Source organism: Ramlibacter sp. (assembly GCF_029866045.1).
GTDB lineage: Bacteria > Pseudomonadota > Gammaproteobacteria > Burkholderiales > Burkholderiaceae_C > Ramlibacter.
This window is the reverse complement of record NZ_JARXAB010000101.1, coordinates 1-14,191: the sequence shown is the minus strand read 5'-3', so window position 1 is coordinate 14,191 and position 14,191 is coordinate 1. Positions and strand designations below refer to the sequence as shown.

12 protein-coding genes are annotated in these 14,191 nt (G+C 66.7%); 6 read left to right on the top strand and 6 right to left on the bottom strand.

What is annotated here, in order from left to right:
• Positions 1–114: 114 nt before the first annotated feature.
• Both QE494_RS11355 and QE494_RS11350 read right to left on the bottom strand, forming a co-directional pair.
• Complete coding sequence (locus QE494_RS11355) at positions 115–999, bottom strand: biotin--[acetyl-CoA-carboxylase] ligase (protein WP_300043418.1); 885 nt, start codon at positions 997–999, stop codon at positions 115–117.
• A gap of 17 nt (positions 1,000–1,016) precedes the next feature.
• On the bottom strand, positions 1,017–1,664 hold the full coding sequence (locus QE494_RS11350; RefSeq protein WP_300043415.1) for an SET domain-containing protein: 648 nt from the start codon (positions 1,662–1,664) through the stop codon (positions 1,017–1,019).
• Positions 1,665–1,792: 128 nt separating this feature from the next.
• On the opposite strand from QE494_RS11350, the gene QE494_RS11345 reads away from it, so the two are divergent.
• Positions 1,793–4,759 carry a DNA topoisomerase III gene (locus QE494_RS11345; protein WP_300043413.1) on the top strand — a complete coding sequence of 989 codons (2,967 nt, stop codon included), beginning with the start codon at positions 1,793–1,795 and terminating at the stop codon, positions 4,757–4,759.
• A gap of 32 nt (positions 4,760–4,791) precedes the next feature.
• Here QE494_RS11345 and QE494_RS11340 read toward each other — a convergent pair whose 3' ends face one another.
• On the bottom strand, positions 4,792–5,553 hold the full coding sequence (locus tag QE494_RS11340) for an IclR family transcriptional regulator C-terminal domain-containing protein (protein ID WP_300043411.1): 762 nt from the start codon (positions 5,551–5,553) through the stop codon (positions 4,792–4,794).
• Positions 5,554–5,694: 141 nt separating this feature from the next.
• Between QE494_RS11340 and QE494_RS11335 the strand changes: the two genes are divergently transcribed.
• Genes QE494_RS11335 through QE494_RS11320 form a run of 4 tightly spaced genes read left to right on the top strand, consistent with a single transcriptional unit; the run spans position 5,695 to position 9,428 of the window.
• Complete coding sequence (locus QE494_RS11335) at positions 5,695–6,663, top strand: tripartite tricarboxylate transporter substrate binding protein (protein ID WP_300043409.1); 969 nt, start codon at positions 5,695–5,697, stop codon at positions 6,661–6,663.
• A gap of 2 nt (positions 6,664–6,665) precedes the next feature.
• Positions 6,666–7,925 carry an aromatic ring-hydroxylating dioxygenase subunit alpha gene (locus tag QE494_RS11330; RefSeq protein ID WP_300043408.1) on the top strand — a complete coding sequence of 420 codons (1,260 nt, stop codon included), beginning with the start codon at positions 6,666–6,668 and terminating at the stop codon, positions 7,923–7,925.
• A 1-nt stretch (position 7,926) separates the two neighbouring features.
• On the top strand, positions 7,927–8,415 hold the full coding sequence (locus QE494_RS11325; RefSeq protein WP_300043406.1) for an aromatic-ring-hydroxylating dioxygenase subunit beta: 489 nt from the start codon (positions 7,927–7,929) through the stop codon (positions 8,413–8,415).
• Positions 8,412–9,428, top strand: a complete 1,017-nt coding sequence (locus QE494_RS11320) for an FAD-binding oxidoreductase (RefSeq protein WP_300043404.1) — start codon at positions 8,412–8,414, stop codon at positions 9,426–9,428. Before QE494_RS11325 ends, QE494_RS11320 begins: the two co-directional genes overlap by 4 nt.
• 28 nt (positions 9,429–9,456) lie before the next feature.
• Here QE494_RS11320 and QE494_RS11315 read toward each other — a convergent pair whose 3' ends face one another.
• Positions 9,457–10,257 (bottom strand): ProQ/FinO family protein, encoded by an 801-nt coding sequence (locus QE494_RS11315; protein WP_300043402.1) that lies wholly within the window; start codon positions 10,255–10,257, stop codon positions 9,457–9,459.
• 38 nt (positions 10,258–10,295) lie between these two features.
• Between QE494_RS11315 and QE494_RS11310 the strand changes: the two genes are divergently transcribed.
• Positions 10,296–10,772, top strand: coding sequence for a peptidylprolyl isomerase (locus tag QE494_RS11310; protein WP_300043399.1), 477 nt, complete (start codon positions 10,296–10,298; stop codon positions 10,770–10,772).
• Between the two features lie 155 nt (positions 10,773–10,927).
• On the opposite strand, the gene gap is transcribed toward QE494_RS11310, so the two are convergent.
• Positions 10,928–11,926, bottom strand: a complete 999-nt coding sequence (gap, locus tag QE494_RS11305) for a type I glyceraldehyde-3-phosphate dehydrogenase (protein WP_300043397.1) — start codon at positions 11,924–11,926, stop codon at positions 10,928–10,930.
• A 39-nt stretch (positions 11,927–11,965) separates the two neighbouring features.
• Positions 11,966–13,996 carry a transketolase gene (tkt, locus tag QE494_RS11300; protein WP_300043395.1) on the bottom strand — a complete coding sequence of 677 codons (2,031 nt, stop codon included), beginning with the start codon at positions 13,994–13,996 and terminating at the stop codon, positions 11,966–11,968.
• Between the last annotated feature and the right edge of the window lie 195 nt (positions 13,997–14,191).

Here is a 14,191-nt window from a genome sequence, read left to right as displayed (position 1 = left end):
GAGGCTCGGCCTGCTGCTCCGGTCCCAGGCCCCAGGGCCGCAGCCAGCCCTGGGCCCAGGCCAGCCAGGCCAGGTTGGCCGCCAGCAGCAGCAGAACGAGCCGGCGCAGCACCATCAGGCAGCCCCCACCGGCCGGACGCTGACTTCGGCGCTGGTCACCACCTGAACACCGTCCGCAGTTGCCAGGCGCAGGGCGCCCGATGCGTCGACACCCAGGCCGCGGCCCTCGGTGCCATCGGACAGGCGCAGGGGCTGCTCGCGGAGCACGTCGCGCGCGGAATAGGCAGCCTGCAGGGGCGCAAAGCCCTCCTGCTCAAACGCCAGCAAGGCCTCCACCAGGGCGGGTGCCACCAGGCCGAGCACCTGGCCCGCCTGGGCCTGCGGCCACCATTGGCGCAGGGCTGCGGGCGGGGTGGACAGCCCAGTGGCGGCCGGAAGCGACAAGTTGATGCCCACGCCGACAACGGTGTAGCGGCCGGCGGGGCCGTCATGGACCGCTGTGCGGCCGCCACCCGAGGAGGTGACCCGCCCGCCATCGCGCCGCGCTGCCGGCTCGGGAAAGGCCGCCGTCTCGACCAGAATACCCGCCAGCTTTCGGCCCTGCACCCAGAGATCGTTGGGCCATTTGAGGCTGATGCGCTCGCCCACCGGGTCCAGCGCCTGGGCAACAGCCAGACCGACCGCCAGGGACAAACCAGACCAGTCGCGCGGCGCCAGTGGCAGGCCGAGCGAAAAGGTGAGGGCGGGAAGGTCAGGCCCGCCGCCGGCCAGCGTGTCTGCCGGACCGCTGGTCACGGGCAGGCTGTGCCACTGGCGACCGAGCCGGCCTCGGCCGGCGGTCTGCCGCTCGGCAACAAGCAACAGGGGCTCGGTGCGTCCCGCCCGGGCCCGCTGCATCAACTCGGTATTGGTCGAGCCGATCTCGGGCAGGACCTCCACGGTGAATCCTGGCAGGCGAGGCGAAACCGCCTCCCAGATCGCTTCGGCCGGCCAGCGCATCGTGACTGGCGTCCTGCTCAAGGGGAGGGGGTAGGAGGGCTAGCCTCCCGGGCTCGGCCTTGGGACTTGCCACCGTTTTTGTCCTTGGCCTTCTTGCTTTTTCCCTTGCCTTTGCCTTTGCTGTTCTTTTTGCTCTTCTTTTCCTTCTTGCCGTCGCCGGCCAGCAAGGTGCCGCGGCAGCTGGCGGCGCCGCACCAGCAGGGGTACTCTGCCTTGAGTTTCTTGGTGTACGGCGCGTCAATGATCAGGCCGTAGTCGTAGCTCAGCTCCTCGCCGGCGTGGATATTGCGCAGGGCCTTGATGAACACCCGGCCCTCTTCCTCGTCGGCCTCGCAGCTGGGGTCACAGCTGTGGTTGATCCAGCGCGAGGAATTGCCGCCGTAGAGGGCGTCAATCACGCGGCCGTCGTCGATGTGGAAGTAGAAAGTGTGGTTCGGGTCGGTCGGATCATGTGGGTGGCGGCGCAGGGCCTCCTTCCAGGTGATGATCTCGCCGACGTACTCGATGATGGGCTCGCCTTCGGCGATATCCTGCAGGGCGAAAACGCCTCGGCCGTGGACGCCCGAGCGGCGGACCTGGATTCTTCTGCCTGCGGCTGCTGCAGTGGCTGCTGCTGTGGCGACGGACGGCTTGGCCCGGCCCGGAGCCGGCTTTTTGGTGGGCATGGCCTGAAAACCTGTTAAGTTGAAGAGTGCATGTGCGCGCGTGTGCGTGCGCACGCGCGAGACGCCCGATTGTAGAAACAACCTGAGGGCCCGGGCTGGCAACAGCGCGGGGCCCCCTGCAGACACCTATGAGCAAGACACTGGTCATCGCTGAAAAGCCCTCCGTGGCCCAGGACATCGTCCGCGCCCTTACGCCTGTGGCGGGCAAGTTCGACAAGCACGACGAGTACTTCGAGAACGATCGCTATGTGGTCACCAGCGCCGTCGGCCACCTAGTCGAGATCCAGGCGCCGGAAAAGTACGACATCAAACGTGGCAAGTGGAGCTTTGCCCACCTGCCCGTGATCCCGCCCTATTTCGACCTCAAGCCGGTAGACAAGACCAAGACGCGCCTGAACGCCGTGGTCAAGCAGGCCAAGCGCAAGGACGTGAGCGACCTGATCAACGCCTGTGACGCCGGCCGCGAGGGTGAACTGATCTTCCGTCTGATCGAGCAGTACGCCTTCGGCAACGAGGATGCTGAACCCAGCCGCGGCAAGACGGCGCGCAAGCCGGTCAAACGCCTGTGGCTGCAGTCGATGACGCCCGACGCCATCCGCAAGGGCTTCGAGCAGCTTCGCAGCGAGCAGCAGATGGCTGGCCTGGCCAACGCCGCCCGCTCGCGCTCCGAGGCCGACTGGCTGGTAGGCATCAACGGCACCCGCGCCTTCACCGCATTCAACTCGCGCGACGGCGGCTTTTTCCTCACCACCGTGGGCCGGGTGCAGACCCCCACCCTGGCGGTGGTGGTCGAGCGCGAGGAGCAAATCCGCAAGTTCGTGAGTCGCGACTACTGGGAAATCCATGCCCAGTTCGACGCCGCCGCCGGCCCCTACGCCGGCAAGTGGTTCGACCCCCAGTGGAAAAAGGACGAAGAAGACGCCGAGAAAAAAGCCGACCGCACCTGGACCGCGCAGCAGGCCCAGGCCATTGCCGACGCAGTGCGCGGCAAAAAGGCCACCGTCACCGAGGAGTCGACGCCCAAGACCGAGGCCTCGCCGGGCCTGTTCGACCTGACCTCGCTGCAACGCGAAGCCAACGGACGCTTCGGCTTCTCGGCCAAGACCACGCTGGCCCTCGCGCAAAGCCTTTACGAGCGTCACAAGGCACTGACCTACCCGCGTACCGACTCGCGCCACCTGCCCGAGGACTATGTCGGCCCGGTCAAGGAGACGATGCAGATGTTGGCCCAATCAGGCATGTCACATCTGGCGCCTTTCGCACGTCAGGCGCTCGAGGGCGGCTTTGTGAAGCCGAACAAGCGCATCTTCGACAACAAGAAGGTGTCGGACCACTTCGCCATCATCCCCACGCTGCAGGCGCCCAGCGGCCTGTCGGAGGCCGAGCAAAAGCTCTATGACCTGGTGGTCAAGCGCTTCCTCTCGGTCTTCTTCCCCAGCGCCGAGTTCATGGTGACCACCCGCATCAGCACGGCTGCGGGCCACAGCTTCAAGAGCGTGGGCAAGGTGCTGGTCAAGCCGGGCTGGCAGGCAATCTGGGGCAAGGAAGCCGACGAGGAAGGTGACGAAAACAGCAAGATGCTCGCCGCGGTGCAGCCCGGCGAGCAGGTGCCCGTGGCGCAGGTCGAGGCCAAGGGCCTCAAGACCCGGCCGCCCGCCCGCTACAACGAAGCCACCTTGCTCGGCGCGATGGAAGGCGCCGGCAAGCTGGTGGAAGACGAAGAGTTGCGGGAGGCGATGCAGGAAAAAGGCCTGGGCACGCCAGCGACACGCGCGGCCATCATCGAAGGCCTGATCAATGAGAAGTACATGCTCCGCGAAGGCCGCGACCTGATACCCACGGCCAAGTCCTTCCAGCTCATGACCTTGCTGCGAGGTCTAGGGGTCGAGGAACTCTCCCGGCCCGAGCTCACGGGCAACTGGGAGTACCAGCTGGCCCAGATGGAAAAGGGCGCCCTCTCGCGCGAGGCCTTCATGCAAGACATCGCCGCGATGACCGAGCGCATCGTGAAAAAGGCCAAGGAGTACGACCGCGACACCGTGCCCGGCGACTACGCCACGCTGCACAGCCCCTGCCCCAACTGTGGCGGCGTGGTGAAGGAAAACTACCGCCGCTACGCCTGCGCCGGCAAGGCCGGTGACGGTCAGGACAGTTGCGGCTTTTCCTTCACCAAGATGCCCGCCGGCCGCGCCTTCGAGCCGGCCGAGGTCGAGCAGTTCATGCGTGACAAGAAGATCGGCCCGCTTGAGGGCTTTCGCTCCAAGGCCGGCTGGCCTTTCGTCGCCGAGATTGCGCTGAAATTCAGCGACGAAGACAAGAACTGGAAGCTTGAATTCGATTTCGGCGACGAGGCCGACCCTGCCGAGACCGGTGAACTTGTGGACTTTGGCGCTATGGCGCCGCTGGGGCCCTGCCCCAAGTGCGGCGCGCGGGTGTTCGAGTTCGGCAAGAACTATGTGTGCGAGAAGGGCGTGCCGACTTCAGCCCAGGCCACGCCCACCTGCGACTTCAAGAGCGGCCAGATCATCCTGCAGCAGCCGATCGAACGCACGCAGATGGAAAAGCTGCTGGCAACCGGCAAGACCGACTTGATGGACAAGTTTGTCTCCATGCGCACGCGACGCGCCTTCAAGGCCTTCCTGGCATGGGACGCGGAGGCTGGCAAGGTGAACTTCGAGTTCGAACCCCGCGCCAGCAAATTCCCGCCGCGCAAGACAGCGGCCGGCGCGCCCGCGCGCACCCCGTTTGGCAAGGTGGCGACCAGCAAGGCTGCGCCCGCCAAAAAGGCAGCCGCAGGCAAAGCCGCGGCGAAAAAAGCCCCGGCAGCCAAGAAGGCCGCCAAGCCCAAGGTGCCACGCAAGGCAGGCGCCGGCCTCAACCCCAGCCCCGCGCTGGCGGCGGTCATCGGCCCCGAGGCGGTGGCCCGCACCGAGGTGATCAAGAAGCTGTGGGACTACATCAAGGCCAACGGCCTGCAAGACGCGACCAACAAGCGCGCGATCAACGCCGACGCCAAGCTAGAAGCCGTGTTCGGCAAGCCGCAGGTGACGATGTTCGAACTGGCCGGCATCGTCGGCAAGCATCTGCAGGGCTGAGGCCGTGCGAGCGCCTCCAGGGACCCAAGTCCTCAGAGCAGCTTGGCCAGCGCCTCGGCGCCCCGGCGCAAAGCCGGAAGCAGGCGATCCGCCATCTCACCGGCGCTCACCTGCGAGGCGTGCACGCTGACCGTCATCGCGACTTCGGTGGGGCCCCCGGTGGCCGTGGGCACTGGCACGGCAATCGAGCGCAGCCCGATCTCATACTCCTCGTCGCTCACCGCGTAACCGTCGGTGCGCGCGCGCTGGACAATATCTAGGATGACATCGACATCCGTCACCGTCTTGCCGGTGAAGGCGCGCAAGTCGGTATGCCCCAGGCGCATGCGCACTTGCGCGTCGGACAGTCCCGCCAACAGCACCCGGCCGGTGGACAAGCAAAACGCCGGCAGCCGCGTGCCCACGCCCACCACGGGCGAGAACACCTTGCGACTTTGCGAGCGGCCCATGAAGACCGCCGCCGTCTCGTCGAGCACCGCCACCGAGGCGGTCTCTCCCGTCTCGGCGCTCACGGTGTCCAGCACGGGCTGAGCCTTGCGGGGCAGGGGCGCCGCCGACAGCAGACCATAGCCCAGGCGCAGTACGCGCAGGTCGAGCGAGAAGTACTTGCCGTCATAGTCGGCATACCCCAGCTTGGTGAGCGTGAGCAGGTAGCGCCGTGCGCTGGCGCGGCTCATATCGGTGCGCGCGGCGACCTCGGTCAACGTCAGCCGTGGGTGACGGGCGTCAAAGGCCTCGATGACCCCCAGGCCGTGCTCCAAGGAGGCGACGAAGTCGCGCCGGTCCAGCTTCATCGCCAGACCGCGCCGCGTGTTCGCATTGCGGACAAATTGAATTTCAAGACACCGTCTCAGAGGGAAGTTGATGCGCCAATCCTAAACTCCCGGAAGTTCGCATCGCGCACTTTCAAGCACGACATACAGGAGACAAGCAACATGACCATATCCATCAAGACCCTTGCGGCGGGCCTGGCCCTCGCGGTGCTGACCACTAGCGCCGCAGCGCAATCATGGCCCACAAAGCCAGTGAAACTGATCGTGCCCTTCCCCGCCGGCGGCACCACCGATGCCCTGCCGCGGATCATGGCGGAGAAGCTGCAGGCCAAATGGGGGCAACCGGTGGTGGTGGAAAACCGTGTGGGTGCTGGCGGCAACAGCGGCGCCGACTTCGCCTTCCGCGCCGAGCCCGATGGACATACCTTGCTGGTGAGCGCGCCCGGGCCGCTGGTGGTGGCACCTTCGCTGGTGCGCAAGCTCACCTTCGACCCGCAAAAATTTATCCCGGTGACCATGCTGGCCACCATGCCCAATTTGCTCGTGACACGCCCGACGCTCACGGCAGCTAACGCGCAGGAATTGGTGGCCCTGGCCAAAAAGGAAGCCGGTAAGCTCAGCTTCGGCTCGCAGGGCGTAGGCACCACCTCGCACCTGACCGCAGCGATGTTCCAGCAGATGACAGGTACCGACCTCGTGCATGTGCCGTACAAGGGCACCGCGCCGGCGCTGACCGACCTGATGGGGGGCCAGATCGACATCATGTTCGATAACGTCACCTCCTCGACCCAACCCTACAAGGCGGGCCGCATCCGCGCCCTCGCGGTAGCCGCACCCAAGCGCCTGGCCACGCTGCCCGAGATCCCCACCGCCGACGAAGTCGGACTCAAGGGCTTTTACAGCAGCACCTTCGTGGCCATGGTGGCTCCGCCCGGCACCCCAGCGGCGCTCACCGCCCGTATTCAGAAAGACGTCGCAGAGGTGCTGCGCATGCCCGACGTGCGCAGCAAGTTCCTGGAGCTCGGCGCCGAGCCGGTGGGCGATTCGCAGGCCGAGCTGGGCCGCTTCCTGGCCAACGAAACCACCCGCTGGCGCGACGTGATCCAGAAGGCCAACGTGCAGCCGGAGTGACGATGCAGACAGCCACCATCGACACCAGCGGTCTGAAGCGGCGCCTCTGGCCCGAGGATGGGATCACCCGCATCCCCTACTGGGCCTACCAGGACCCGGACGTTTACCGCCAGGAGCAGGCGCGCGTGTACCAGGGCGACACCTGGAGCTACCTGTGCCTAGAGGCCGAAGTGGCGAACGTGGGCGATTTCGTCAACACCTTCATCGGCGAGACGCCGGTGGTGGTCGCACGCGACCAAGACGGCGAGCTCTACGCCTTCGAGAACCGCTGCTCCCACCGCGGCGCACTGATCTGCCTGGAGAACGCGGGCAACACCGAACAGTTCACCTGCGTCTACCACGCCTGGTCCTATGACCTGCAGGGCACGCTCAAGGGCGTGGCCTTCGAGGCCGGAGTGGGCGGCAAGGGCGGAATGCCCGAGGGCTTTTGCAAAGAGGACCATTCACCGCGCAAGCTGCGGGTCGCCACCACCTGCGGCCTGGTGTTCGCTAGCTTCTCCGACGACGTGCCCGACATCGAGGCCTACATCGGCGAGGCGGTGCTCGCGCGCATCCGCCGCATCTTGGGCAAGGGCGAGGTGGAGGTGCTGGGCCGCTTCACCCAGAAGCTCCCGAACAACTGGAAGCTGTACTTCGAGAACGTGAAGGACAGCTACCACGCGAGCTTGCTACACCTGTTCCTCACCACCTTTGACGTCAACCGCCTCACTCAAAAGGGTGGCCTGATCGTCTCGGAGGACGGCGGCAACCATGTGAGCTACTCGATGGTGATCCCCGGCGAAAAGCACGGCAGCGAGTACCGCGACCAGGGCATTCGCAGCGAGAACAGCAGTTATCGCCTGAAGGACCCGAGCTTCCTGGATGGTCATGACGAGATCGGCGACGGCATCACGCTGCAGATCCTCTCGGTCTTCCCCGGGTTCGTGCTGGGACAGGTCTACAACTCCTTTGTCGTGCGCCAGGTTCTGCCCAAGGGTCAAGAAGAGACCGAGCTGAACTGGACTTACTTCGGCTTCCGGGACGACACGCCCGAGCAGCGCCGCGCCCGCCTCAAGCAGTTGAACCTGGTGGGGCCGGCAGGCCTGGTCTCGATGGAGGACGGCTGCGTGGGCGGCTTCGTGCAGCGCGGCGTGGCTACGGCTGGTGAGGGCAGCGCCCTGGTGCAGATGGGAGGCGAGGCCTCGGTCTCTACCGACACCCGCGCGACCGAGGCCTCGGTACGCGGTTTCTGGCGCGCATGGCGCAAGCACATGGATGTCTGAGATGAAGCAACTGCAAGCGCACTTGGAAGTGCACCTGGCCGTGAGCCTGCTGCAGGCACGCTACGCGCAGGCCATCGACGACGACCGGCTGGAGGAATGGCCGGAGTTCTTCACCGACGATTGCCTCTACGTGGTCACCTCGCACGACAACCACGTCCGCGGCCTGCAGGCGGGGATCGTCTACTGCGACAGCAAGGGCATGCTGCAGGACCGCGTCTCGGGACTGCGCGAGGCCAATATTTTCGAGAGCCACCGCTACCGCCACATCGTCTCCTTGCCAGCGACGGTGCAGGCCGAGGGCGGGGTGGTGAAGGCTCGCACGCCCTTTGCGGTCTATCGCATCACCCGCCGCAAGCCCAGCGAGCTGTTCGTGACAGGCAGCTACGAGGATGAATTCGTCCAGGGCGCCGATGGCGAACTGCGCATCGCGCGCCGGGTGGTGGTGTGCGACAGCTCCGTGTTCGACACCCTGCTGGCCATTCCGCTTTGAGCGCTTTTCGCATCCGCGTGGAGGGCGGGCCGGCGTTCGACTGCGGCGCTAACGACAACCTGGTCAGTGCCGCCGAGCGCGCAGGGTGGCAGCTGCCCGCCTCCTGCCGGGCCGGCGCCTGCGGCAGCTGCGAAGGCGAGATCACCGCCGGGGACTTCGTGCTGCCCGGACGCCAGGGGGAGGGCGCGCTGCATTGCGGTCCTGCGCGCGCGGTCAAGCTCTGTCGCGCGCGGCCCCGGTCGGACCTGACCCTCGCGCCGCGCGAGATCGCCCCGGTCGACCCGAAGTCGCGCAAGCCGCTGGCGGCCAAGGTGCTGCGCATCGATCGCCTGGCGCAGGACGTTGCCGTCCTCAAGCTGCGCTTTCCGGCCGGCGTGCGCGCCAAGTTCCGCGCAGGCCAATACCTCAAGGTGTTGCTGCCCGATGGCGCGGAGCGCTGCTTTTCCATGGCTAATCCGCCGCAAGCCAACGACGGCGTGGAGTTGCATGTGCGCCAACTGCCCGGGGGGCGCTTTTCGGACCTGGTCTTTGGACCGCTGCAGCCGGGAGATGCGGTTCAGGTCCGGATGCCGCTGGGCGAGTTCTTTGTGCGCGAGTCGGAGCAAGCGCTCCTCTTCGTCGCTGGTGGCACCGGCTTCGCACCAGTGCAGTCGATGGTCGAGGACCTGCTTCGGCGCAAGGTGCAGCGGCCAATCACGGTGTATTTCGGTGCGCGTACCCCCGCACAGCTCTATCCCGCGGCAGTGGCCCGGCAATGGATGGAACAGCGCCCCAGCCTGCGCTGGGTGCCGGTGGTATCAGACCCGCAGCCAGGCGACGGCTGGCAGGGCCGAACGGGCTACGTCCATTCAGCGGTGCTGGAGGACCACCCACAGATGGCGGGCCAAGCGGTCTACGCGTGCGGCGCGCCGGGCATGATCGAGGCAGCCCGCAGCGGCTTCGTGGCGTCCGGCCTCTCGCCGGACGACTTCCACTGCGACGCCTTCGTGCCAGCGGCAGAACGCGAGGAGTAATCGCGAGGGGCGGGGCCACAAGAGTCTCTTAATTGGCCAGCGCGTCCCTCACCTGGCCCAAGTCCATCCCGTACATGTCGGCAAAGGCCTCCACTGATTGGCCGCTGCCCTCGTAGGCGCGCCGCAGGGCCTCGCGCTTGGCCGCAAAGGCAGCCAGCTCGGACCAGGCCTCATCGACCAGGGCCAGGGTCTGCGGGTCTTGTGTGCGCACCTGGGCCAGCCAGTCGGCGCGGTCCTGGCCGGCAGCATGTACCGGCGCCAGGGCGTGGGCGAGACAGCCCAAGGCCCAGGCCCGAGCTGCCTGCGGGTCGCGTCCCTGACGACGGCGCCAGATCTCCATCACCGCATGCAACACGTGCTCGGGCGCGGCGGCCTGCACCGGCTCGCCATCGAGGCCGCAGCGGGGGTGGCCCTCGGCAACCGCCTGCAGGTAGCGGCTGCTGCGTACATGCTGGCCCAGGGCGAGCTTGAGTTCGCCGGGGACCAGGGCCTCGCCGTGTGCGGCCACCAGATCCTCAAAAATGCCCAGCTTGAGCGGGCGGGGCCGCGGGCCGAACAGGCGCGGATGCAGGTCGGCCAGTTGCACAAGCAGGGGATGCACCGGGCGGGGTACGGGGCGACCACCGCCCCTGCCGCCCCTGCCACCCTTACCAGCTTTCCCAGCACCTTTGCCGCCCTCGCTGCCGTTGGCTCCGCTGGCGCTGGCGCCATTGCCACTGGCCCGGTCCGCGTCACGGCCCTGGCCTCGGCGGCCACGTGACTTGTCGTTGGGAGGGGTTTCGGCGGCGGCCGGCGTGCTGGCGGCGGCGGGCAAGGCGTGATCGGTCATGGGGCGACACTGTAGCCGCCCGGGGCACAATCACGGCCATGAAAATCGAAAAAGACACCGTGGTGACCATGCGCCTGCGCGTGGCCGACGAAAAGGGCCAGTTGATCCAGGACGGCAAGGCCCCCGTCTCCTACCTGCACGGCGGCCATGGCAACACCCTGCCAGCCATCGAGCAGGCGCTGGAAGGCAAGAGCGCTGGCGAGCAGGTGAACCTGGTGCTCACGCCCCAGGACGGTTTCGGTGAGGTCGACCCTGCCCTGCTGCGCACCATCCCGAAGCGGGACTTCCCTCCGGGCGTGAAAGTGGGCGGCGAACTAGAACTGCCGGGACCGGCCGGCGAGCCGCAGGTCTTCACCGTGGTCAAGATCAAGGGCGACCAAGTCCTCCTCGACGGCAACCACCCGCTGGCGGGCCGCACCCTGCGCGTCACGATCGCGGTGACCGAGGTCCGCCTGGCGTCGGGCGAGGAAGTCACCCATGGCCATGCGCACGGCGCGCACGGCCACCATCACTGAACCACCGAGGCGGCGTTCAAGCGCCAAGCGGCATCGGGTGGTCTCGGCGCGCTGAGGCACCGTCTGCCCAAACAAGGCTCGTCCTGCCGTGCGGGCTGGCCCGCCAAAAAGAAAGGCGCCTTGGGGCGCCTTTCCTGTGTCAGCAGGGCCCGCGATCAGCGGCCGACCACGCGGGCCATCTCGAGCACCTTGTTGGAGTAGCCCCACTCGTTGTCGTACCAGGAGACGAGCTTGACGAAGGTGCTGTCCAGGGCAATGCCGGCCTCGGCATCGAAGATGGAGGTGCGCGGGTCACCACGGAAGTCGGTGGCGACCACCTTGTCTTCGGTGTAGCCCAGCACGCCCTTGAGCGCGCCTTCGGACTGGGCCTTGAACTCGGCGCAGATGTCCTTGTAGGAGGCTTCCTTGGTCAATTCGACGGTCAGGTCGACCACCGACACGTCGGAGGTGGGCACGCGGAAGGACATGCCAGTCAGCTTGCCCTTGAGCGAGGGCAGCACCACGCCGACGGCCTTGGCCGCGCCGGTGCTCGACGGAATGATGTTCTCCAAGATGCCGCGGCCGCCGCGCCAGTCTTTGTTGGAGGGGCCGTCCACCGTCTTTTGGGTGGCGGTGGCGGCGTGCACGGTGGTCATGAGGCCGCGCTTGATGCCCCACTTGTCATGCAGCACCTTGGCCAGCGGGGCCAGGCAGTTGGTGGTGCAGGAGGCGTTGGAGATGATGGCCTCGCCCTTGTAGGTGTCGTGATTGACGCCGTAGACGAACATCGGGGTGTCGTCTTTAGAGGGCGCGGACATGATCACCTTCTTGGCACCCGCGTCCAGGTGCTTTTGCGCGCCGGCCTTGTCCAGGAAGATGCCGGTGGCCTCGATCACGATGTCGGCGCCGACCTCGCCCCACTTGAGTTCGGCCGGGTCCTTGACCGCAGTCAGGCGAATTTTCTTGCCGTTGACGATGAGGGTATTGCCGTCGACCGAAACCTCGCCCTCGAAGCGGCCATGCACGCTGTCGTACTTGAGCATGTAGGCCAGGTAATCGGGTTCGAGCAGGTCGTTGATGCCAACGACCTCAATGTCCTTGAAGTTTTGCACCGCGGCGCGAAACACCATGCGGCCAATGCGACCGAACCCGTTGATACCAATCTTGAGAGCCATGTGCGTGATCCCGTGAGGAGTTGAAAAAGAGAGCCTGCTTCAGCCCGCGAGCACCGCGCGGACGGTGTCCGCAACGTTCTCGGGCGTGAAGCCGAAATGCCTGAACAGTACCGGCGCGGGGGCCGACTCGCCGTAGGTGTCGATGCCCACCACCGCGGCGCAGCCGTATTTCCACCACCCATCGGTGACACCCATCTCGACCGCGATGCGCGGCACGCCGCGCGGCAGCACTTCTTCTTTGTAGGCGCGGTCCTGGCGATCGAAGGTGGTGGTCGAGGGCATGGAGACCACCCGCACCGCAATACCGCTGGCGGCCAGTTGCTCCTGCGCCTTGAGCGCCAGCTGCACCTCGGAGCCTGTCGCAATGATCACCGCCTGGGCCTTGCGCTTCATGCCCACTTCAGAGGGCTCGGCCAGCACATAGGCGCCGCGGGGGATGTCTTCCAGGCCGGCCTTGGGCAGGTAGGGCAGGTTCTGGCGCGAGAGCAAGAGCGCGGTGGGGCGGTGCTTGTTCTCGAGCGCCACGGCCCAGGCCACAGCCGTCTCGGCGGTGTCGGCGGGGCGCCAGACGTCGAGGCCAGGGATCAGGCGCAGGCTGGCCGCGTGCTCGATCGACTGGTGGGTGGGGCCGTCCTCGCCCAGGCCAATGGAGTCGTGGGTGAACACATGGATCACGCGCTGCTTCATCAGCGCCGCCATGCGAATGGCGTTGCGGCTGTAGTCGCTGAAGGTGAGGAAGGTGCCGCCGTAGGGGATGAAGCCCCCATGCAGGGCCACGCCGTTCATGATGGCGGCCATGCCGAACTCGCGCACGCCGTAATTGATGTGGCGGCCCAGGTGGCCGGCCTCGTCGCGCTTGACGGAGCCGTCGGCGTTCATGCGCAGGGCGGGGGTGCTCTTGGTGTTGGTCAGGTTGGAGCCGGTCAGGTCGGCGCTGCCGCCCAGCATCTCCGGCAGGCCGGCGGTGAAGGCTTCGAGCGCGATCTGCGAGGCCTTGCGTGAGGCCACGGTTTCGGCTTTGGTGTGGGCGCCGATGACTGCGTCGACCGCCACCTGGGCGAAGTTCTTGGGCAGCTCGCCCTTCATGCGGCGCTCGAATTCAGCCGCCAGCTTCGGGTGGGCCTTGGCATACGCGGCGTAGCGCTGCTTCCACTCGGCCTGGCTCTTCTTGCCCGCGGCCTTGGCGTCCCAGGCGGCGTAGACATCCTTCGGGATCACGAAGGGCTCGTGATTCCAGTCGATGGACGCGCGCGTGAGCTTGATCTCCTCGGCGCCCAAGGGCTCGCCGTGGGCCTTGGCGGTGTTGGCTCGGTTGGGGGAGCCCTTGCCAATGTGGGTCTTAGCCACGATGAAAGTCGGCTTGTCACTCGACTGGCGGGCCTTGGTAATGGCGGCGTCGACGGCGTTGACGTCATGGCCGTCGATGGGACCGACCACGTTCCAACCATAGGCCTTGAAGCGGGCAGCGGTGTCGTCGATGAACCAGGGAGCAACCTGGCCGTCGATGGAGATACCGTTGTCGTCGTAAATCGCGACCAGCTTGTTCAGCTTCCAGGCACCGGCCAGGGCGCAGGCCTCGTGGCTGATACCTTCCATCAGGCAGCCGTCGCCCAGGAACACATAGGTGTGGTGGTCGACGATGGCGTGACCAGGCTGGTTGAACTCGGCGGCCATCAGCTTTTCAGCCAGCGCCATGCCCACCGCGTTGGTGATGCCCTGGCCCAGCGGGCCGGTGGTGGTTTCCACGCCGGGAGTGATGCCCACCTCGGGGTGGCCGGCGGTCTTGCTATGGAGCTGGCGGAAGTTCTTCAGCTCTTGCATCGGCAGGTCGTAGCCGGTCAGGTGCAGCAGCGAATAAATCAGCATCGAGCCGTGGCCGTTGGACAGCACAAAGCGGTCGCGGTCGGCCCAGTGCGGGTCGGTGGGGTTGTGTTTGAGGTGCCTGGCCCACAGGGCGACGGCGATGTCGGCCATGCCCATGGGGGCACCCGGGTGTCCCGAGTTGGCTTGTTGAACGGCATCCATGGACAAGGCGCGGATCGCGCTTGCCATTTGTTGGGGGGTGGCCATCGGGCGGGGACTCCGGGAAAAGAGGGGGATCGGAAACAGCGGGCGTCGGCCGGCGGTCAGTGGCGCTCGCTCCAAGAACCCAGCGCCCAACCCGGCGCCGACCGGGCGCGGGAGAAACCGCATTTTACCGACCGCTCGGGGCACGGCCTGACCTGCATGTCTCCCCGGGTCGGGGCCGGCGCGCTGCACAGCCCC

What these genes read in the sequence shown, in the direction of transcription:
- QE494_RS11335 (WP_300043409.1), top strand. Translation starts at nt 5,695, where the DNA reads ATGACCATATCCATCAAGACCCTTGCGGCGGGCCTGGCCCTCGCGGTG.
- tkt (WP_300043395.1), bottom strand. Translation starts at nt 13,996, where the DNA reads ATGGCCACCCCCCAACAAATGGCAAGCGCGATCCGCGCCTTGTCCATG.
- QE494_RS11350 (WP_300043415.1), bottom strand. Translation starts at nt 1,664, where the DNA reads ATGCCCACCAAAAAGCCGGCTCCGGGCCGGGCCAAGCCGTCCGTCGCC.
- QE494_RS11355 (WP_300043418.1), bottom strand. Translation starts at nt 999, where the DNA reads ATGCGCTGGCCGGCCGAAGCGATCTGGGAGGCGGTTTCGCCTCGCCTG.
- QE494_RS11345 (WP_300043413.1), top strand. Translation starts at nt 1,793, where the DNA reads ATGAGCAAGACACTGGTCATCGCTGAAAAGCCCTCCGTGGCCCAGGAC.
- gap (WP_300043397.1), bottom strand. Translation starts at nt 11,926, where the DNA reads ATGGCTCTCAAGATTGGTATCAACGGGTTCGGTCGCATTGGCCGCATG.
- QE494_RS11340 (WP_300043411.1), bottom strand. Translation starts at nt 5,553, where the DNA reads ATGAAGCTGGACCGGCGCGACTTCGTCGCCTCCTTGGAGCACGGCCTG.
- QE494_RS11310 (WP_300043399.1), top strand. Translation starts at nt 10,296, where the DNA reads ATGAAAATCGAAAAAGACACCGTGGTGACCATGCGCCTGCGCGTGGCC.
- QE494_RS11325 (WP_300043406.1), top strand. Translation starts at nt 7,927, where the DNA reads ATGAAGCAACTGCAAGCGCACTTGGAAGTGCACCTGGCCGTGAGCCTG.
- QE494_RS11330 (WP_300043408.1), top strand. Translation starts at nt 6,666, where the DNA reads ATGCAGACAGCCACCATCGACACCAGCGGTCTGAAGCGGCGCCTCTGG.
- QE494_RS11315 (WP_300043402.1), bottom strand. Translation starts at nt 10,257, where the DNA reads ATGACCGATCACGCCTTGCCCGCCGCCGCCAGCACGCCGGCCGCCGCC.